Below are 19,030 nucleotides of genomic sequence, written 5' to 3'. Positions count from 1 at the left end.
CGTTCCTTGGGCTTTTTGTAGGCTCTCTATGTGTTATGCCAAGCTAGGGATGAGCCTAGGCTTGTACAAACAGTCCTCACCCTCTGGTCTAGTTTTAAACCGACGATGAAGCCACATATACTGACTCGGACTTGCCATGATTGATGTTTCAACTATTTGATTCACGAATGCGGCGGCGCGTTGATGATCCTCTTTCGGGAAACCTTCGACGGGCGCACTAATGGTTAGGGTATAGTGTCCGTCTTTTCCTCTTACCATCGTAAAAGGCACAATGGCGCAATCTGTAGAATCAACCAACAAACTTGTACCTGTCGTAGTACAAGCATTTTTAACGGCAAATAACGGTGCAAATGTCGAGCGTCGGTTACCATAATCGTGGTCCGGTGCATACCAAACCCGCTCACCCGTTTTAAGTGCTTCAAGCATGGCTTTGACGTTTTTACGATCAATCAGTGTACGATTAGAGCGAGAGCGTCCCTTATACTGAAAATAATCAAAGCACGGATTATTGTTTGGGCGATAAACACCGGTTCCAGACTTTTTAATGCCAAAAGCTCGAGCACCTAACTCTAGATTCATTGAGTGTACGGCCAACATTAATGCACCTTTGCCTGACTTCTCTAAAGCCTCTAGATGCTCCATGCCTTTTATCGTGACGTGTTTGTTTACCCGTTTATCTGACCAAAACCATGCCATTGCGGTCTCAAAAAGTGCGATGCCAGTATTGTCGATGTTGTCTTTTAGAATTGCTTCGCGTTGGCATTTTTCCATATGAGGGAAGCAAAGCTCAAGATTGCGTCTGATCGTAACTTGACGTTTTCTCATGAGTCGCATAGCTAAACGACCAATGTTGCGTCCCAAAGCTAGTTGAACTTTAAAAGGAAGGAGGCTAAGTAAGTACATCACGCTAATGATAATTAACGTTCCCCAGTAACGAGGCAAAAGAAATTCGGCCTTGAATGCAGGCTTTTTGTATTTGTTCATGTAAGTATTGTCAGATGTGCCCATCTATAAGTGATAAAAACAATGATAATGGACTGCACTTTTATCATTGATAACGCTAATAACATAAATTAAAGCGCGCGGATTCTATGGTTCTTCGACACACTACACAATAAGAACTTTGCAGAAATATGTAGGGAATGAAAAAGCAGTGAAGATGAGTCGCCACGTTAACATCTATCGGAGTGATTTATCTACTGCCCTTTCCTAAAGTTTGAAGAAACATAACTTTGTATTTTCAATGCGCTAAATAATGCCTGTTTTTCAATCACATAATGCGACCGTGATGAATGCAACAATAAGACATCATATCAATACTCGCCATTAGCGATTGAATTTGCACTAAAAAGCCGCAGCAATTTCTCGCTGCGGCTTCTTATTCACTTAACAAGTAGAGTGGCGTTATTCGTACCCTACTGTTTTGGATAATAAATTTACGATCAACACACCAGCGATGATAAACCCAATACCAACTAGGGCTGGTAAGTCTAGACGCTGTCCGTAAACAAAGTAACCAACCGTCGCAACCAAAACGATCCCAGCACCACTCCATATGGCATAAACAACCCCGACAGGCATTGTTTGCACTGTGACGGAAAGCAAGAAGAAAGCGATGCCGTAACCAATCAAAACGACTGTGCTCGGCATTACTTTCGTAAATTGCTCTGTTTTGGGAATATAAGAAGTGGCAATCACTTCACATACAATCGCTATCGACAGCGCCAACATTGGTGGCATAGAGACAAGCATTTTGAACATAAGGCATTAACGCTCAACAGAAATGTAACCGACAACATGTCCGGATAATTAGGCCGCGCATTATACCCAACTCATCTCACGATGGAATACCACTAACGATGTTTACACACCATCACTTTCGCTTACTTTTTGATGACCAGGTGAAAGGCTGACGTTTTGGTGCTGACGAGAAATTTCAAAGTAGATATGCATATCAATCGGCTCAGGTGTATTGAGTAGCATCTTACCTACTTCACGTTGGAAATGACCATAATTACCTAGCTCATCCGTTAGTTCTAGGAGCTCGTAAGAGGCTTCATCGGCAAACATTCCATACGCATACTGATAATGACTGATATCCTTGCTCTTATCATAACCCAGCTTTTGAAGAGCTTGATCAATCTCTTCCGGCGTATAAATGTCTTTATCACCAAACGAATGCAGTAGCACGCAAGGAACTTCTTGAGCGATGCTCTGAATCTTTGTCTTTCTCTTGAAAATACCGAACATAATGTCCTCCACTGACGATGTTTCCAAACATGCACATTAATGCAAAATGGTGAGCTGATTGTTTTTAGTATGGCTCATTAATTTGAGACTTCCTTACTACGAAGTCACCTTCACATATTAACGTGATCGCATAATTACCAGCAAATAGTACACACTGCGTTTCAAACCTATCTCATCAGAAACTCTGCTTTAGTCACAATTGTGTGACAACCCCGAGTACGGTTTACCATAATGTAAAGAGTAGATTGAAAAGTCGGATTTCGTATCGACATCTAAACTTAATTAAGTTAGCTTTAGAAGTATAGACGTCTAGATTGACTATGCTTAGGGAGAGAAAGTCGTGCCAATTAGAATTCCAGATCAATTACCAGCTACCGATGTATTAAGGACAGAAAACATCTTCGTGATGAGTGAAACGCGTGCAGCGAGTCAGGAAATACGTCCTTTAAGAGTGCTGATCCTTAATCTGATGCCAAAAAAAATAGAGACTGAAACTCAGTTTCTGCGTCTACTCTCAAACAGCCCACTACAGGTTAACGTCGAATTACTGCGCATTGATAACCGCCCGAGTAAAAATACGCCAACTGAACATTTAGACACGTTTTATCGCCAATTTGAAATGGTGCGAGATAAAAACTTCGATGGCATGATCATTACTGGGGCTCCATTAGGTTTGGTGCAATTTGAAGATGTCATTTATTGGGATCATCTCAAAACCATCATGGAGTGGGCAAAAGATCATGTGACATCCACTCTTTATGTTTGCTGGGCTGCGCAAGCAGGGTTAAAGCTACTCTACGATCTACCTAAAAAAACGCGTAAAGAAAAACTTTCAGGCGTGTATCATCATCAAATCCATCATCAGTTTCACCCTATCTTACGCGGATTTGATGACACGTTTTTGGCTCCTCACTCGCGTTACGCAGATTTTTCGCCTCACTTTCTAGAAGAGCATACTGACTTAGACATTTTAGCGACATCGGATGTCGCAGGTGTGTACTTGGCCACCACAAAAGACAAACGAAATGTCTTTGTCACAGGACACCCTGAGTATGATTCTCACACTTTACATAATGAATACATCCGAGATTTAAGCGAAGGTATGGAGCCCGCTATTCCTGTCAACTATTACCCAAACAACAACCCAGATAACCCACCAATTGCAAGCTGGAGAAGCCATGGACACCTCCTCTTTTTAAACTGGCTGAACTACTGTGTTTATCAGCAAACACCGTACGACCTCGATCACTTCAGTGAAGATGCTTTCACTAAAGACGATTAGCTTCAAAATAAGCAAACAAAGCACTCATCATTACCGAAATGTAATATGTGAACCAAGCCGCCATATGGCGGCTTTTTCATAACAGTTTGCAAACCTGATCGCATAGTGTTTTTTCCTCAATAGGCTTTTGCTAAGTAATTCATATCATGCAGAAAGATTCAGGGATGTAGGGATAAAGAATGAAAACAGCAAAGCTCGGTGCACTAATATTATTGTCTCAGTTTGCACTCGTGGGTTGCGTGACGGTGAAAGAAGATGGAAGCCCTGTCGTTAAAGCCGATCCTGTGGCAATGGCAGAATCACGTATCGCACTTGGCCTAGGTTATTTAGACGGCGGTAACATGATTCGCGCGCATGATAACTTACAACAAGCCTTAAACCACGCACCTCAATACTATCGCGCGCAATTATCTATGGCTCACTACTACGAAACGGTTGGTGAAGATATTAAAGCCGAACAGATGTATAAACGCTCTCTACGCCAACACACTAAAAACGGAAATGTGCTCAATAACTACGGTACTTTTCTTTGCAAGCGAGGTGACTTCGAAAAAGCCGATCAGATGTTTAATCGAGCCATTGAGCAGCCTTATTACTACCTTATTCCAGCGAGCTATGAGAATGCAGCTTTTTGTGCTCTAAAATCACAAGATAAAGACAAAGCGAGATACTACTTTACTAGAGCCATCGATCATGATCCCCATAGACCAAAATCGATTTTGCAACTCGCTAAAATAGAAATTGATAGCGGTGATTATACTGAAGCTAGAATTCGATTAATGAGATTCAATCAAATGTATGGCGTGAAGAAGCCCTCTTTGCAACTCATGATTCAACTTGAACGTGCAGCAGGCAATGAAGCTCTCGAGAAAAAGTATCAAAAACAATTGGAAAAATTTTCTTAGTACAAAATAGCGATACAGATGGCGCATTAGCTCACAGCCAATACAGCGCTTGACCAAGAATCCAGTGAATTCAGACTCACGGTGATACATTCATCCTGTACATAAACGTCAAATTCGGTACTATTTGAACGGAATAAGTGACCAAGTCACATTATAAAAAGTGCGCACACAACGAAATTTGTACATCATACTGTTTTTAAGATTGATTTCGGCACATTGATAAATACTAAATACTACTGACATGCACCAGAAGGAAGTTGAAGCCGGATGAAACCTGCCTGCACTCTGTTATTACTCACTTTGCTGAGTTCACCTTTTGTCGTCAGTGCACAAGAAAATATTGAGAAAACATTCACGTTTGGCATTGTGTCCAATAAAGCCCAAAGCAAAATCAAAAAAGCGACGCCCCTTACTCAGTATGTAACTGAAAATATGTCTGAATATGGTTACGCAAAAGGGGCAGTAAAGGTATTTAAAAATTATCGTCAGCTCGCGGTTGCGCTTGAAAATGGCACCGTTCAAATTGCAACGGCGACCCCCTTTAATGCGATGACCTTAGAAAAGGAGTCTAATAGCCAAGTTCTTGCTATACGATGGAAAAAAGGCCTGCAAAAATATCATACGGTGTTCTTTACTAATAAAGAGAGTGGCATTGAGTCATTTTCTGACCTGCGCGGAAAAACGCTTGTTTTCGAAAAGCGCACGTCTACCAGCAGCTATTACCTACCTGCGATTACATTGCTGAATCACGGAGAAAAACTGCAATACCTTCCCTCTCCTGATGACAAACCGGCCAAAGACAGTATTGGTTATTTATTCCTTGATGAGCAACTCGCTCAGTCAAATGAAATCAACCTATCTGTATGGGTATATAAACAGAGAGTTGCAGCAGGAGCATTCAGTAACTTCAACTGGAACAATCCCAAAGATTTGCCAGAGAACATGAAAGACAAACTCGCGATTTTTTCTCGTTCTGTTGAAATACCCAGGGATTTAATTCTCGCTTCTCCAAGCATGAGCCTAGAGCAACAGCGTAAAATCACGTCCATACTGCTTGATATGGATACAACTCACGAAGGCTCTCTCGCACTTAAAAAGTTTCAGAACACCAAAAAATTCAGCGCGCTTACTCCAGAAATGCGAGCCTCCTTAAGTACAGTGCGCAAGTCAGTTCACTTGTTACCGAAGGTGGATTGATGTTTCAAAAGCTCTCACTCGAAACCAAATACATTTGCTCGACAATGTTCGTTGTCTTGTTTGTTGTGGTGATAAATCTTGCGTTATACATGCACGGTTACGATGCGTATTCAAATAGCTTAACTCAACAAATCACGAACAACTCTCAAGAAAAAACAGAATCTTACGTTAAGCAAAAAGGGTTGGTTTATGCAGAGCTATTATCAAAACAGCTTTTTGATCCACTCTATACAGACAATATCAGTCAAGCGTATGAGCAAATTAAGGCAACATTGAGCCAGCCAGATGTCTCGAAAATACATGTTGTTGACAATGAAGGGCTAATCTTTCACGACGGTACTACTCAGCTAAGGATGTTTGCCCAACCTCATTACCGCTCTCCTTTTATTTTGAAAGCAATAGAAGAATCTAGAACTCTCGTTTCCTTTTCCAAGCATCAGTTGGAGATCGCAGCGCCGATTCAGCAATCAAACATTACTCTTGGGGCGGTGTATCTTGAGCTTAACTTGATACATCTACTGGAAGAGAAAGAACAGAACATTGAACAAGTCCAAGCGATTACCTCAAACGATAAACAGAAGATGTTTAACTTGCTGCTAACGATCAGTGGGATATCCGTTCTATTCGGTAGCATCATCGCTTATGCTTTGGGGCGGTCGTTAACTAAGCCACTCAAGCAACTAAAAGATCAATTTTCAGAGTCAAATACCCAAGCGCTGCCAGTCACCGACATACAAAGCAAAGATGAAGTGGGAGAACTTATTTCGGCGTACAACAAAATGTCAAACAAAGTGAACCGATACACCAGCCGAGTTGAGTTCATGGCATACCACGATATTCTGACTTCCCTGCCAAACCGAGAAAAGTTACTCATTGATATTCAAACGCAAATAACTGACCACAAATCTCCCTCACTTGCGGTTGTGTTTATTGACTTGGATGACTTTAAGCACATTAACGATAACTACGGACATAACATTGGGGATAAATTGCTAGGCCATCTTGCTTCAGAGCTTCAAGGCCGTTTGCCGAGTTATTTTAAGCCGCTTTACCGCCTTTCTACCATCGTAAGTCGAGTAGGTGCGGACGAATTTGTACTGGCCTTTCCGTGCTCGGACAATCATGAAGCTAGAGAAAAAGCACACGCTATTCATCGCCAACTACTCTCTCCCTTTAGTTTGGAAGAGAACGATATTCAAATTACGGCAAGCCTCGGAATTGCTGTGTATCCAGAATTTGGTTCAAACGCTGAGTCTCTTTTACAGCTATCCTCTCTTGCGGCGCAGGAATCTAAAAGACGCGGTAAAGACATTATGACGATATACGATTCCACGTTTGATGAAACGATTAAACAACGTTTATACATAGAACGAGAACTGCGTCGTTCAGTACGTGACTTGTCTCAATTCGAGCTGTGGTATCAACCACAATTTGATCTAAAAACCTATCGCCTAATTGGGGTCGAAGCATTGGTTAGGTGGAATCATCCCGAGAAAGGTTATATCAGTCCAGAATCGTTTATCCCGATCGCAGAGCAAAGTGATTTAATATTGGAGCTTGGAGAACATATCATTGAGACAGCAGTTGCTCAGCGGGCAATGTGGGCAGAACATTTCGGTACTGATTTTCACATCGCATTAAACTTGTCCCCAAGACAAATCTATCGCCAAGATTTAAGTCAATTATTTTCTAAGTATTTACGACGACATGATGTCGCCCCTCAAACCATTCATGTTGAAGTGACAGAGTCACTTTTTATTGATGATACAGAGAAAGCTCAATATGTGCTTAAAAAACTACAAAGTATCGGAGTGGAAGTTTGGCTAGATGACTTTGGCACAGGATATTCTGCCCTTGCCTACCTGCAACATATGGCTTTTGACGGGCTCAAGATTGATCGTTCATTTATCGCTCAAATTCGAAAAAGCGATCAAGACGATTCATTAGTTCGCGCGATTGTATCCATGGCTCACAACCTAAGAATGAAAGTAGTCGCCGAAGGCGTAGAAACTCAAACTCAACTCACACGAATGGAGTCTCTCCACTGTGACGTCGTACAAGGTTTTTTCTTAGGTAGACCTGTACCTGCCGAGGAATTGATTGCATTTGAATACCAACGAGGGAGTGGCGCTCAAAGCGTCAATCACTTTGCTTAGAACGCCGTTTTGTTAACTATTGCCGCTTAGCGCGTTAGTACTCGTAATGCAATATCGGTCACACTTCCCCACCTCATTAATATGAATTTTCTCTTAAAATCTAACATCTGAGATAAATAAACTACACTTTTCATATCAACTTCTTGGATATGGAAATGCGCGTGGTAGGAATCTTTTCTTGGAACAACCTGTCGGTAAAACAAAAGCTATTTGGGTTGGTTTTGCTGCCAATTTTATTGTTGCTTGTCCTCGCGGGTAAACATGTACAAAGCCTTTCTATCCAGGCTCAGGAACTACAAAAAGCACAGTTATTCTCTGTCTACATAGACCGCGTATCTTCGCTTTATCACCTACCGAATAACCCTGATGTAATAGATAAGCAACTAAAAACTCAGCAGATATCTCAATTGTTACGCGACACTGCAGCACCAGTATTCGGTGAAAACGCTGAGATACTAAACCAGTTGACAAGCTTTGAGGAAGCAACCCTCTCGATGCTCTCTTCGCAAAATCAAGAAGAAAAGTTAGATGCGGCAGAGTGGCGCGCTGATACGTTCAAAGAAATCCTCATGAGCTTAGACAAAGTCTATTTTAGAAATGTGAGTTATGAAACAAACACTCACCTTTCTTCTTTGATGCAACTTGAATGGTTGATGTTTTGGTCCACTGAAGAGCATAGATTAAGCGAATATTTGATTCGATCTTCAGAGGAAAATAACGAGTATGACCTCACAACACAGGCTTCTATCCAATCTTTAATCCAGAACCAACAACTATTTCTAGAGCGTTTTGTGACGCTAAATGCCAATCAACAACAAGTAGATCTGCTCATTGAGACGTTTACGGGTGAAGTCTTTATCAAAAGCCAAGAGTTTCGTGCTTATTTATTGCAACCAGCTCAACTCAAATCATTAACCCCGGATGAGATTGATGCGGGGTTATCTGCACTCAACAAACGCTTATCGTTATTACAAAGTGTTGACGACAAAATGGAACAGCAGCTGAGTGATGATATATCAAAGACAATCAACACGACGACACAGCACCGCTTTACCTTTATCGCAATGATGAGCCTTTTAACGCTGTTGGTCGTAAGTTTAACGCTAAGATTGGTGCGAAAAGTTACTGGAAACTTGAATCTAGTCCTCAAATTTCTCAGTAACGAAAGCAATGAACAAAGTAACACTGAAAATTCACCTCTTGCTCAACTAATAAAGGGTAAAGACGAGCTGAGTAAGTTTGCTCGAGAGGTAAAAAAGCTTAGTGATGAGCGGATGTTGTCCAGACTAAAGCTCACACAAGCTAAAGAAGATGCAGAACAAGCAAAAGATGATGCAATTAAGGCGAGTAAAGCCAAAAGTAGCTTTTTGGCCAACATGTCCCACGAGATCCGCACGCCGCTAAATGGCGTTATTGGTATCTCTGAAGTCTTATCCGATACTTCCCTGACTGCCACACAACGCGATTACGTCGATACGATTGAAACCTCCTCCCAACTGCTTTTGAGTTTAATTAATGACGTTCTAGACTTCTCAAAAATTGAATCTGGGATGTTGCTCATTAGCCCACATTCAACTTGTGTTCGAGAGTCTATCTATGACATTGCTTCTATCATTTCACCGAAAGCAAAGGAAAAAGGCATCGATGTGCAAGTCAACATTAGCCGTAACACGCCTTACCACGTAATGTTGGATGACCATCGTATACGCCAAGTTGTCATGAACTTCATGTCTAACGCGGTAAAATTTACCGAACAAGGCAGTGTAGAGCTATCGGTCATCACCCGCGAAATAAAAAATGGTGAAGCGGTCATCGAGTTTTCCGTTAAAGATTCTGGGATTGGTATTGATGCCCAGCAGCAAAAGAAAATATTTGCTCCATTTGCCCAAGAGGATAACTCTACTACCCGACAATTTGGGGGAACTGGACTTGGGCTTGCCATTAGCACGCAATTAGTTGAGCTAATGGGTGGAGAAATTCAACTTGAATCCGAGAAAGGTAAAGGCAGTCGCTTCTTCTTTGAACTAACGGCTCCTGTTGTGACTCAAGAGTTTAACGCTTATCACGCTCTGAATCACAACGACATATGGATTGTATGCAGCAGTACTCAACTAGAACAAAAACTGCGTAACGAGTTAAGTTTTTTCAACATCAATATAACACAGTCAGTAGATACCTTAAGTGCGTTGCCAACGTGGATTGATAACGAGCGCGTTATCGTTATTCATGTAGAAGCATCACCAAATGCAGCGGCGATGCATATCGATGAGATAGAAAGCCTTTGTAAACGAAACATTCGTGTCTGCCTCATCAAGCACCTTCATAGCCCACAATTCGACTTTAGAAACAGTATCAGCGCCTTGGTCACTCAGCCACTACTAGGGCAGCGCTTAATTAAAGCACTTGAAAGTTGTGCGGCAAATTTCTCGCACGCACAACAAGAGAGCATTTCAGCGCAACATGTTAAATCTTTGCCGAAAATTTTGGTCGTTGATGACAATACGGTCAATCAAAAAATCGCGGGGCTACACGTCACAAAAGCTGGCTTCGACTTTGATGTCGCAGTAAACGGACAAGAAGCGGTTGAGAAATTTCAACAGAATCAATACAGCCTAATTTTAATGGACTGCATGATGCCCGTAATGGATGGATTTGAAGCCACCCAAATAATTCGTCAAATAGAAGTAAAAGAAAAACGCGCTTTCAGAATTCCGATTATTGCTCTAACGGCAAGTGTGGTCGATGACGATATACAAAAATGCTTTGACGTTGGAATGGATGACTATGTGCCCAAACCGTTTAAAGCAGGATTGCTTAAAGAGAAGTTAGATAAGGCAATTGGGTTACGTGTTTCCAACACGACGCCTGCTGAACCACACCAAGAGAACACTACTCTCGATACAACTCATAAACTACCTGCGAGTTCAGAGCAACCAGAAGCAACGGTAACGCCTATTCGCTCCGAACGTATCTTGCTTGTCGAAGACAATAGAGTGAACCAGAAAGTGGCTTCTCTATTGCTATCTAAAGCAGGCTATCAATTCGAAGTCGCAGAAAACGGACAAATTGCAGTCGAAATGTTCCAAAAAGATGGAAAGTTTGATGTTATTTTGATGGATTGCATGATGCCCATAATGGATGGGTTTGAAGCTTCTAGGCAAATTAGAGCTTATGAAGCGAGTAAAGGATTAGCTAAGACGCCCATTATCGCATTAACAGCAAGCGTCGTTGATGATGATATTCAACGCTGCTTTGATTCAGGAATGGATGCCTACGTACCAAAGCCTGTGCGCAAAGAAAAACTGTTGTATCAAATTGAACAAGCAATGTAGGTGGATTCTATGAGTAGAAATCATTCTCGCGTTGCTTTTCCTTTGCGTTACATAAAACGCTATCTGTTTATTCTGATTGCCCTTCTTTCATTAAATTGCCAAGCTCTCGCTGCAGAGAGCTACGCCGTTTTCTCATTTAATGACGAATTCTCTCCGCTCACTGTCAATAAAGCGCGAAAGTTGTACAGAGGGAAGACGCAACTTTTACAAGGCCAGCGAATTGAACTCTCTGACTGGCCTGCGACATCAACAGAAAGAGCTGAGTTCTATCGTTATCTTCTCAACAAAAATTTAGCGCAAATGAACGCGCATTGGGCAAGCTTGTCTTTTTCAGGTAAAGCTAGACCGCCAAAAGTGATTGCACGCTCCAGCATTGATGACCTCATAGCATGGATGCAAGAGAAGCCCAATAGAATTGGTTATGCCCCAACATCGAGCGTCCCTAGTAATGCTCATGTTTTATGTGTGGTTAGCTCGGAGAATTGATATGAAAAAATATTTAACCATGTTATCGCTGAGTATCGCGACCTTTCCGAGCTCAGCCACGATTGAACTAACAGAACAACTTTCTTTAAGTGGTTTTGGCTCTACTTCGTGGGCAAAATCCGATAACCCAACTACGTTACTAGTTAACCGCTTTATTGGCGATGAATCTTGTTTCGATTGCGATACCACTTTCGGCATGCAGCTCGATTATTTTCACAAGGCATTTCGGGCATCCGCACAAGTCGTAAAGCGCCCGCAAGACCATTGGAGCTCGCCTCAGCTCGAGTGGGCGTATTTGGCTTATACCTATCAAAACATAGAAATACGAGGAGGACGCTTAAGACTGCCACTGTTTTTGATGTCTGAGTACAACTATGTCGGCCACGCTTTTACCCAAGCCCGCCCACCGAATGAGGTATATGACAGCATTCTAGGTATCACGGCTTATAACGGCCTATCTGCACGCTGGATTCATGACCTCAATGAGCAAGTCGTACTTACTGCCATGCCGTTTGTCGGGTTTAAAGACAATAGTGACGTAACCATCAATGAACGTACTGAATTGGAAATTGAGTCAAACAATACTGCAGGGATGAACTTAACGCTAAGCGGAGAGAGCTATCGTTGGAATTTTTCCTACCTCCACGGCGATTATGATCAAACAACGACGCTCTCTAACATTGAGCAGTCCACTCCCGGTGGCGGAACCACAATCATTGACCGTCTAGTTGAAACAGAAAAAAACAACACGATCGATCTGTTCTCTCTAGGGTTAAGATACGAGCTCGATAACATTGTGATTATGGTAGAAGGACAGACCAGCAATCTTTCCTCATCTTGGTACGCGACAACAAGTTATAATGTAAACAAGCTGACTCCTTATATTGTTTACGGTCAGCAGTTTAATAGTCGGGATAAAAAAAGTGGAGACAGTTTCTTACTCGGATTGAGATACGACCTAGATTACAACGTTTCCCTAAACGCAGAATGGCAAAGGTTCAACGCCTACAATAATAGCTCTGGCGCGTTTTCATCAGCCCCAAAGGATGACAGTGCGAGCCTTTATACGCTAATGCTCAACTTCGTTTTTTAATGTTTCTTACAGTACCAACTTCCACAACACTGGGGGCTGTTTGTTGTATTAAGAAGGCTTTTTGCAACACGTAACTAAACGCTAAACAACTGGAAGGGATAGAATCGATCAGATAGGTAAGTGGCAATCCAAACAGAGACAAAGGTTACTCTATTTCGGTTTATTTTGATTGCCTTTTAACCGCTTTTCTTTGCGTCGCAGTGCCCGGAAAAACTTTGACTCTTCGTGGTACCAACCAAGGACACTAATTGGAAAGCCCACGAGCATCATAATAAAAACATCCGCTGGGAGTTGTTCCCAAATGTCGCTTAAAGAATGCAGCTCTCCAAAAATGAACAAACCGATGACTTTACCAAGCAGTAATGCACAACAAATCATAAAGAAGGACTTTAATATATAGTGCCATTTGCCTTTTTTACGCTCTTCTCTCCAATAGGCATATTTATATTGTCGATCGTACATTCATCCCCCCCTAAAGTAAACTTGCCGTAAGTTTAAGCATCTCGATAGCGTAAAGTGCGTTGGCACCTCTTTAATCATAGTGCGTATCTAAAGTGAATGCTTGTCGTGGCAATAAGAAGGAGAGGTATTCTGTAGTAAGAGCTACATAATCTCTGAACGTTATATGTCTTGTGTCATTCGGATGATGCCTGATTTTGCTTATCGCTAGTGTTTTCTGAACACCCAAATCGGGCCGATGAGTAGAAACTGTAAATCCTCAAAAAACGACGGTTTTTTACCTTCAATCTTGTGACCGATAAATTGCAATATCCACAATACGCCAAACAAAAGCATAGAAATATGCAGAACGGGCAACATCAATACCTCTAGAGACCAAATAAGGCCAATGCACGCTAATGTGTAGCCGATCATCATCATGAATACGCTCAGAGACAAACGAAAATAGAAAACCCAAGTGGGGATCACCGCTACCCAAACCCAATTAAGTTCGAAGCCTAATAATGAAATCTGGGGAATCGACCAAATAAGTCCAACCACAGAAAGGTAAATACCTGGAACTGCGATTGTGTGAATCTTTTGGTTGATAGGGTTTTGGTGACTCTCACCATATTCTTTTAGCCATTCAGATAATGCTCGCATATCATTCCCCTTTTCCACCTTCTTATTCTTATATAGCCCGAGGATGAAAAAGGTGCGAATTTTTCCGTAAAGGCTACGAGCAACGAGCGACAAGACAACAGAGGCCAGTGCGTTGCCGATTACTCACCAAGCAACGCTCGTTGTGCTTTCGGCAGCTTGGCAACGACAAGAGCATAAGAGCGTTCACACAAATCTTGAATCAACCCATCCTCGACATCACCGTTAAAATAAACCGTTATCCAATGACGCTTATTTAAGTGATAACCCGGGATAATATCCGTAAACTGCGACGTTAAGACTTCTCCATCTTCTGGTTTTACTTTTACGCTGACATACTCCCGACCGTTTCTCTCTGCAATGATGGCAAACATCTTGCCTTTGATTTTGTATACAAGCGCTTCAGGCCCAAATGGGAAATCACTTTCTGCACACATGAAGGTACTTAAGTATTGTTCTAGTTCTTTGCTTTTCATATCCCCTACCTCCTTCTGCGTTCTCACTCAAATTGTGGCAATAGCAATTTTAACGCCTGGTTAACCTGCTCTTTTTCATTGCCTTCTAAACCATCCAATAACGATTGCTGAACGTCTACATGCTCCAAAATTAGCTTGTCAATTAAGGTTAAGCCTTGCCCTGTTAGTTCAACGGTGACGCTACGTCGGTCTTCTTTACTATGGGTTCTGGTAATAAACCCTTTCTTCTCTAGTTTATCTAAGCGATTAGTCATCGCACCCGAAGTGAGCATCATCGACTCTATTAACGCTGAGGGAGTAAGACAATATGGTGAACCAGCTCGACGCAGTGTCGCTAACACATCAAATTCACCCATTTTCAGGTCGTACTTCTTATGTAGCTCGGCGACCCTAGATTCCATGTGTTTTGCAATTCGCATTAGTCGACCCATTATTGCCATCGGTTCAGTGTCGAGGTCTGGCTTCTCCCTAGCCCACTGCTCTACCACTCTATCAATTGCATCCATTATTTCTCTCCAAACATCATATATTTTTTATTTTAACATAAAGATACTTTACAAAAAGCCACCTTGCCGATATCGTTACATTTAATTATCTCTACATAAAGATATTTAACATGAACATTTTACTTGCGATGATTCCTGCCTTTTTTTGGGGGACGACTTACGCTGTTACTCAGTTTACTCTACCGGACTGGCCTCCCGTTTTACTTGGCGCTCTAAGGGCACTGCCTGCGGGTCTTTTGTTGCTGGCAATAAAGCCCTCGTTTCCAAAAAGAAGTGAGTGGAAGGTGCTGCTTGTTTTAGGAACCATCAACATCGCTTGCTTCTTTGGTCTTATTTTTGTCATGGCGTTAACGCTTCCTTCTGCCATCTCTGGTGTTGGTATGGTTTCGGTCCCCGTTTTTGCGATGCTGTTTGGTTGGGCGGTCTACAAACGTCAGCCTAGTGGCATTCAAGCGATAAGCGGCGCAACTTTGATTGCTTTAGCTTGGTTCTTATTTGATCCTAGCTCTATTTCTCTCGACCCCGTGGGCTTACTTGCGATGATCTCCGCCATTATGTGCATCGTGATAGGAAGTAGCGTAACAAAGTCACTAGGTACAAAAATGCACTGGTGGACAGTGTTAACATGGCAGCTCATTTTGGGTGGCGTGATTATGTCTATCGCAACAAGTGTGCTGGCGATAAACAATCCAGAGCCATATGTTACGGTCGTTCAGGACGTATCCATGACGAATATTCTAGGGTTACTGTGGGTAATTATTCTGAACACCGCATTAGGGTATGGCATGTATGTATGGTTATTACAGCGGATGTCGGTCGTAGATTTTACCTTTGGTGGTATTGCAAACCCAGTCGCAGGCATTGTTTCGGGCCTACTGCTATTGGGGGAAACGTTCACTCCTCTGCAATACAGCTTAATGCTAGGAATGATCGTAATGTCATTACTACCTCAGCTCATTACGTCAATCAAAACGAAAAGAGCCGCACTCTCCTCCTAAGTAACGTTAATTCCTAACACTCTAGAAGTAATGAGAGTGTTAGGAATCCTCAAGTGCAACCCCATCAGCAGAAATCAGCGCTAACCTAGGCAACTGACACCTTTAAAACGGTACGTTTTGACATTATGGCTGTTAAGCGCTTGCAAGGTTAGTCAGGGGCTCTGGTTTAGCGTAAACATAACCTTGAATAAGGTAAATCGCATGCTGAGCCAGATATTCGACTTGAGCCTGGCTCTCTACACCTTCTGCAATCATCTCACATTCCGCTTTGTTCGCTGCAGACACAATTGAGTCCAGCACTTTCAATTTTTGGTCGTCAGATCCTATTGGATCAATGAACATTTTATCCACTTTTACACACCGGATGCCCAAATCTTGTAGGTAAGAAAAGCCACCATATCCGGTACCAAAATCGTCAATTTTGAACTTGTAGCCTTTATTCGTTAAATACAAAATCTCTTTTTTCGCGGCCTCAGTGTCTTTTACTGGTATTCTCTCGGTCAATTCAAAATGAATTCTATTAGAGATTGGCCAATTTAACTCCGACAGTAACTTCGTTAATACACCTGACTCTAAATGGGAGGAAACAATATTGATGCTGACCCACGTATGCTCGGGTAAGTCACTTAAGTCTTGTATGATTTTACGAATAAGCTGATTGGTCATCGGGATAATCAGGCCACTTTCTTCTGCAGCACCAATAAACATATTTGGTGGCACCATTCCATCACGCCGCGACCATCGAATCAGAGCTTCATATCCTACTGTCTTACCATCGCGACTATCGACAATCGCCTGGTAGTAAGGAATAAATTCTGCATTACTAATCCCATTTTCAATTAGACCTGTAATGGATTTTCTCAAGCTTTTACCAGATATGTATGCAAAGGCAGTCACAAGACCAGCAAGCACACTTACAAGACCGCCCCACAAAAGTACTCTTTCCTGAGCATAATTTTTAAGTTTTTCACCGCTGTATATCTTGATGAGCATGTTGGCTTGAGACTCTCCTGAAAAGAAAAACTCTTTTGAGAGTGCGCTTTCTTCTCCTGCAATATTCGCTTTGCCACGGCTTATCGTTAAATCACCAAATATTGGTTCATCATACTTAAACTCTACAAATAGGCAGTCTTTGCAAGGCGTTTTTATTACCTCGTTAACCCAACTGTTATCAAGCACCCAGAAAACTTCAACGTGTTCATTATCATAAATGACCATCCACTCTATTTGGTCATTCTGTTGCGGCAAAATAAGTGATGCGAAAAAGTTCTCATCCATCTGAAATCGTTCACTACTAGATGGGCGAGACACTTCACTACCAACCGTGGAACACGTTTTTCCGCCTTCTGTGGTCATCGCAATAAAACGAATGTAACGGTTATAAAAACGTGAGTCGCGTAAAGTTCTTACATCACTATCACTACAAGTAAAATCTAACTGAGCAATCTGCTTCACTATTGCTCCGTCCAAATAGGCAGACCTTTGATTTAAATAATCTACGTAAGCATCTATTTTCGACGCTTTTACCGAGTTGACGTAAAAGTTGGTTATCGAATGAAAGGCCACTACAAATATGGCGATGGGAACTAAGCCGAGTAAAATGGCATACCTTGTATACTTTGTTATCAAAGTTCGTCCTGCTAATCTGTCAAGCAACCTAAGTGGGATATGAATACTATCTCATTTTTATAGTCCAAAAAGTGAGGAATGACGCTCAATAAAATTATAGACTCAAGTGGCTTTCAGATGTCGGGATTTAGAATGCGAGCACCAAACCACACTCGAGGAGAACAAAGTAGCGACTAAGTGGAAAGTAAGGACGAACCCAATTGTTAAGTCATCCGTAATAAAAGTGACAACTTGGAGCTTAAGCAATACTTTTTAGATAGGCAGCAGATACGCTAAAAAACAAAAAGGAAACGATTGATGCCAACCGCTTCCTTGATTTGTTATTGCTATTTAAAAGCGCGTGAATTACGCCACTTCAAGAATCACTTTTTCCAACTTATCTAAGCCTTCGTTCAGTACGTCAGATTCGATGGTCAGTGGAGGTAACAGACGAATCACGTTCGCTTTTACTCCACAAGAAAGCAGGATAAGGCCGTTTTCTTGCGCTTTAGAAATCACCGATTTGGTCATCTCTTGTAGCGGCTTACCTGATTCTGGGTCAGTAAATTCAATCGCCATCATCGCACCCGTAGTACGGATTTCACCAATAGCAGGCACAGATTGTTGCAGTTTGGTCATACGTGCATTGACCACTTCACCGATGCCCATCGCTTTAGCACACAAATCTTCTTCTTCGATGATTTTCAGCACTTCAAGACCAGCAACACAACCGAGTGGCGAGCCTGCATAAGTACCACCTAAACCACCAGGCAGTGCGGAGTCCATTACATCCGATTTACCAACAACAGCTGAGATTGGGAAACCACCAGCAATGCCTTTCGCCATTGTCATTAGATCGGGTTCAATGCCTAGGAGCTCCGTCGCAAACATTTTACCGGTACGGGCAAAACCCGTTTGGATCTCATCCGCAATCAGCATGATACCGTGCTTGTCACACAGCTGACGCAAGCCTTGTGCAAACGCTTCAGGCGCTTTGTAGAAGCCGCCCTCACCTTGTACTGGCTCGAAGATGATCGCCGCAACACGTGATGGTTCAATATCACAAGCAAATAGATCGTCGATCGCTTGTAAGCTTTGCTCAACGCTGATGCCGTGAAACGCATTTGGGTAAGGCGCGTGGTAGATTTCGTTCGGGAAAGGACCAAAGCCCGCTTTGTACGGCGCAACTTTACCAGTTAACCCCATCGTCATGTTTGTGCGACCGTGAAAGCCGCCTTTAAACGCTATCAGGCCGCTACGGCCTGTATGAGCGCGTGCCACTTTTACGGCATTTTCGACCGCCTCGGCGCCAGTGGTTAGAAAGATCGCTTTCTTCTTAGTCTCACCTGGTACAAGTTCTGTCAGCTTTTCAGCCAGCTCTACGAATGACGCGTATGGCGTAACCATCGCACACGTGTGTGAGAAATTGTCCAGCTGAGCTTTTACCGCTTCGCTAATGCGCTTGTGAGAATGCCCGGTGTTAGTTACCGCGATACCCGCTGCAAAGTCTATGTATTTGTTGCCTTCGATATCCCATACGTAAGCGTTTTCTGCTTTCTCGACGTAAAGTGGGTACAGTGCGCCCATGCCTTGAGCGATAACTTGGCTTCTTCTTTCGTGTAGTTGTTGGTTTGTCATTGTTT

At 42.4% G+C, this 19,030-nt stretch carries 17 protein-coding genes; 8 read left to right on the top strand and 9 right to left on the bottom strand.

Features of this window, described 5'->3' with window-relative positions:
- Positions 1–33 precede the first annotated feature (33 nt).
- From R7Z50_RS05695 to R7Z50_RS05685, 3 genes are all read right to left on the bottom strand, one after another.
- A complete protein-coding gene (locus R7Z50_RS05695; protein ID WP_085569628.1) occupies positions 34–984 on the bottom strand; it encodes an LpxL/LpxP family Kdo(2)-lipid IV(A) lauroyl/palmitoleoyl acyltransferase in 951 nt (316 codons plus the stop codon).
- A gap of 420 nt (positions 985–1,404) precedes the next feature.
- The gene (locus tag R7Z50_RS05690; RefSeq protein ID WP_169644527.1) at positions 1,405–1,740 is read right to left on the bottom strand and encodes a DMT family transporter; all 336 of its coding nucleotides are present in this window, start codon (positions 1,738–1,740) and stop codon (positions 1,405–1,407) included.
- A gap of 123 nt (positions 1,741–1,863) precedes the next feature.
- The gene (locus tag R7Z50_RS05685; protein WP_005377791.1) at positions 1,864–2,250 is read right to left on the bottom strand and encodes a DUF6559 family protein; all 387 of its coding nucleotides are present in this window, start codon (positions 2,248–2,250) and stop codon (positions 1,864–1,866) included.
- Positions 2,251–2,590: 340 nt separating this feature from the next.
- On the opposite strand from R7Z50_RS05685, the gene metA reads away from it, so the two are divergent.
- From metA to R7Z50_RS05650, 7 genes are all read left to right on the top strand, one after another.
- Positions 2,591–3,532, top strand: a complete 942-nt coding sequence (gene metA / locus R7Z50_RS05680; RefSeq protein WP_005377792.1) for a homoserine O-acetyltransferase MetA — start codon at positions 2,591–2,593, stop codon at positions 3,530–3,532.
- A 179-nt stretch (positions 3,533–3,711) separates the two neighbouring features.
- Positions 3,712–4,437, top strand: a complete 726-nt coding sequence (gene pilW, locus R7Z50_RS05675) for a type IV pilus biogenesis/stability protein PilW (protein ID WP_017820928.1) — start codon at positions 3,712–3,714, stop codon at positions 4,435–4,437.
- A 267-nt stretch (positions 4,438–4,704) separates the two neighbouring features.
- Positions 4,705–5,634 (top strand): phosphate/phosphite/phosphonate ABC transporter substrate-binding protein, encoded by a 930-nt coding sequence (locus R7Z50_RS05670; protein ID WP_213915756.1) that lies wholly within the window; start codon positions 4,705–4,707, stop codon positions 5,632–5,634.
- Complete coding sequence (locus tag R7Z50_RS05665) at positions 5,634–7,790, top strand: GGDEF domain-containing phosphodiesterase (protein WP_137281931.1); 2,157 nt, start codon at positions 5,634–5,636, stop codon at positions 7,788–7,790. Before R7Z50_RS05670 ends, R7Z50_RS05665 begins: the two co-directional genes overlap by 1 nt.
- A gap of 155 nt (positions 7,791–7,945) precedes the next feature.
- Entirely contained in the window at positions 7,946–11,122 is a 3,177-nt protein-coding gene (locus R7Z50_RS05660) for a response regulator (RefSeq protein WP_318148943.1), read from the top strand.
- 9 nt (positions 11,123–11,131) lie between these two features.
- A complete protein-coding gene (locus R7Z50_RS05655; RefSeq protein ID WP_017633987.1) occupies positions 11,132–11,608 on the top strand; it encodes a hypothetical protein in 477 nt (158 codons plus the stop codon).
- Position 11,609: 1 nt separating this feature from the next.
- Positions 11,610–12,701 (top strand): hypothetical protein, encoded by a 1,092-nt coding sequence (locus R7Z50_RS05650; protein WP_047100672.1) that lies wholly within the window; start codon positions 11,610–11,612, stop codon positions 12,699–12,701.
- Between the two features lie 150 nt (positions 12,702–12,851).
- Here the strand turns inward: R7Z50_RS05650 and R7Z50_RS05645 are convergent, their stop codons facing one another.
- The 4 genes from R7Z50_RS05645 to R7Z50_RS05630 all read right to left on the bottom strand — a co-directional run bounded on the left by R7Z50_RS05645 (position 12,852) and on the right by R7Z50_RS05630 (position 14,781).
- Positions 12,852–13,163, bottom strand: coding sequence for a hypothetical protein (locus tag R7Z50_RS05645; protein WP_005377799.1), 312 nt, complete (start codon positions 13,161–13,163; stop codon positions 12,852–12,854).
- A gap of 204 nt (positions 13,164–13,367) precedes the next feature.
- Positions 13,368–13,802: a DUF962 domain-containing protein gene (locus R7Z50_RS05640; RefSeq protein WP_005377800.1), complete on the bottom strand. Its 435-nt coding sequence runs from the start codon at positions 13,800–13,802 to the stop codon at positions 13,368–13,370.
- 119 nt (positions 13,803–13,921) lie between these two features.
- Positions 13,922–14,275, bottom strand: a complete 354-nt coding sequence (locus tag R7Z50_RS05635; RefSeq protein ID WP_017633985.1) for an MmcQ/YjbR family DNA-binding protein — start codon at positions 14,273–14,275, stop codon at positions 13,922–13,924.
- A gap of 23 nt (positions 14,276–14,298) precedes the next feature.
- Positions 14,299–14,781: a MarR family winged helix-turn-helix transcriptional regulator gene (locus R7Z50_RS05630; RefSeq protein WP_206970061.1), complete on the bottom strand. Its 483-nt coding sequence runs from the start codon at positions 14,779–14,781 to the stop codon at positions 14,299–14,301.
- Between the two features lie 110 nt (positions 14,782–14,891).
- Here R7Z50_RS05630 and R7Z50_RS05625 point away from each other — a divergent pair, with 110 nt between their 5' ends.
- Positions 14,892–15,779, top strand: coding sequence for a DMT family transporter (locus tag R7Z50_RS05625; RefSeq protein ID WP_064376927.1), 888 nt, complete (start codon positions 14,892–14,894; stop codon positions 15,777–15,779).
- A 132-nt stretch (positions 15,780–15,911) separates the two neighbouring features.
- On the opposite strand, the gene R7Z50_RS05620 is transcribed toward R7Z50_RS05625, so the two are convergent.
- Both R7Z50_RS05620 and gabT read right to left on the bottom strand, forming a co-directional pair.
- Positions 15,912–17,234 carry an EAL domain-containing protein gene (locus R7Z50_RS05620; protein WP_081107508.1) on the bottom strand — a complete coding sequence of 441 codons (1,323 nt, stop codon included), beginning with the start codon at positions 17,232–17,234 and terminating at the stop codon, positions 15,912–15,914.
- Between the two features lie 519 nt (positions 17,235–17,753).
- Positions 17,754–19,025 (bottom strand): 4-aminobutyrate--2-oxoglutarate transaminase, encoded by a 1,272-nt coding sequence (gene gabT, locus R7Z50_RS05615; RefSeq protein ID WP_318148942.1) that lies wholly within the window; start codon positions 19,023–19,025, stop codon positions 17,754–17,756.
- Positions 19,026–19,030: the final 5 nt, after the last annotated feature.

Source organism: Vibrio sp. 1249-1 (assembly GCF_033340495.1).
This window is presented reverse-complemented; position numbering and strand designations above follow the sequence as displayed.

Coding starts and splice junctions, on each gene's coding strand:
- R7Z50_RS05695 (WP_085569628.1), bottom strand. CDS start 984: ATGAACAAATACAAAAAGCCTGCATTCAAGGCCGAATTTCTTTTGCCT.
- R7Z50_RS05690 (WP_169644527.1), bottom strand. CDS start 1,740: ATGCCACCAATGTTGGCGCTGTCGATAGCGATTGTATGTGAAGTGATT.
- R7Z50_RS05685 (WP_005377791.1), bottom strand. CDS start 2,250: ATGTTCGGTATTTTCAAGAGAAAGACAAAGATTCAGAGCATCGCTCAA.
- pilW (WP_017820928.1), top strand. CDS start 3,712: ATGAAAACAGCAAAGCTCGGTGCACTAATATTATTGTCTCAGTTTGCA.
- R7Z50_RS05670 (WP_213915756.1), top strand. CDS start 4,705: ATGAAACCTGCCTGCACTCTGTTATTACTCACTTTGCTGAGTTCACCT.
- R7Z50_RS05665 (WP_137281931.1), top strand. CDS start 5,634: ATGTTTCAAAAGCTCTCACTCGAAACCAAATACATTTGCTCGACAATG.
- R7Z50_RS05660 (WP_318148943.1), top strand. CDS start 7,946: ATGCGCGTGGTAGGAATCTTTTCTTGGAACAACCTGTCGGTAAAACAA.
- R7Z50_RS05655 (WP_017633987.1), top strand. CDS start 11,132: ATGAGTAGAAATCATTCTCGCGTTGCTTTTCCTTTGCGTTACATAAAA.
- R7Z50_RS05650 (WP_047100672.1), top strand. CDS start 11,610: ATGAAAAAATATTTAACCATGTTATCGCTGAGTATCGCGACCTTTCCG.
- R7Z50_RS05645 (WP_005377799.1), bottom strand. CDS start 13,163: ATGTACGATCGACAATATAAATATGCCTATTGGAGAGAAGAGCGTAAA.
- R7Z50_RS05640 (WP_005377800.1), bottom strand. CDS start 13,802: ATGCGAGCATTATCTGAATGGCTAAAAGAATATGGTGAGAGTCACCAA.
- R7Z50_RS05635 (WP_017633985.1), bottom strand. CDS start 14,275: ATGAAAAGCAAAGAACTAGAACAATACTTAAGTACCTTCATGTGTGCA.
- R7Z50_RS05630 (WP_206970061.1), bottom strand. CDS start 14,781: ATGGATGCAATTGATAGAGTGGTAGAGCAGTGGGCTAGGGAGAAGCCA.
- R7Z50_RS05625 (WP_064376927.1), top strand. CDS start 14,892: ATGAACATTTTACTTGCGATGATTCCTGCCTTTTTTTGGGGGACGACT.
- gabT (WP_318148942.1), bottom strand. CDS start 19,025: ATGACAAACCAACAACTACACGAAAGAAGAAGCCAAGTTATCGCTCAA.